The organism is Deinococcus alpinitundrae (assembly GCF_009982895.1).
Taxonomy (GTDB): Bacteria; Deinococcota; Deinococci; order Deinococcales; family Deinococcaceae; genus Deinococcus; species Deinococcus alpinitundrae.
Genome location: NZ_WXZL01000379.1, coordinates 1 through 252, shown reverse-complemented (window position 1 = coordinate 252; position 252 = coordinate 1). Strand labels below are relative to the sequence as shown.

Genomic DNA, 252 nt, shown 5'->3' with positions numbered 1-252 from the left:
CAATGCGGGCAGGCGATCAGCATGGTCTCGGCCAGCGACGGCCGCAGCCTCTGGCGGCTCATTTCCAGCAGGCCGAAATGGCTGATACTGCCCACCTGAATGCGCGCGCGGTCGTTTTTCAGCGCATCCTTCAGCCGCCGCTCGACCATCGCGTTGTGCTTGCGGGTCTCCATGTCGATGAAATCGACCACGATCAGCCCCGCGAGGTCGCGCAGGCGCAACTGCCGCGCCACTTCCTCCGCCGCCTCCAGA

At 65.5% G+C, this 252-nt stretch carries 1 protein-coding gene; it reads right to left on the bottom strand.

Annotated elements, in window-relative coordinates; genetic code table 11:
* On the bottom strand, positions 1 to 252 hold a 252-nt coding region (locus GUI70_RS23825; protein WP_161884611.1), incomplete at both ends, for a ribonuclease E/G.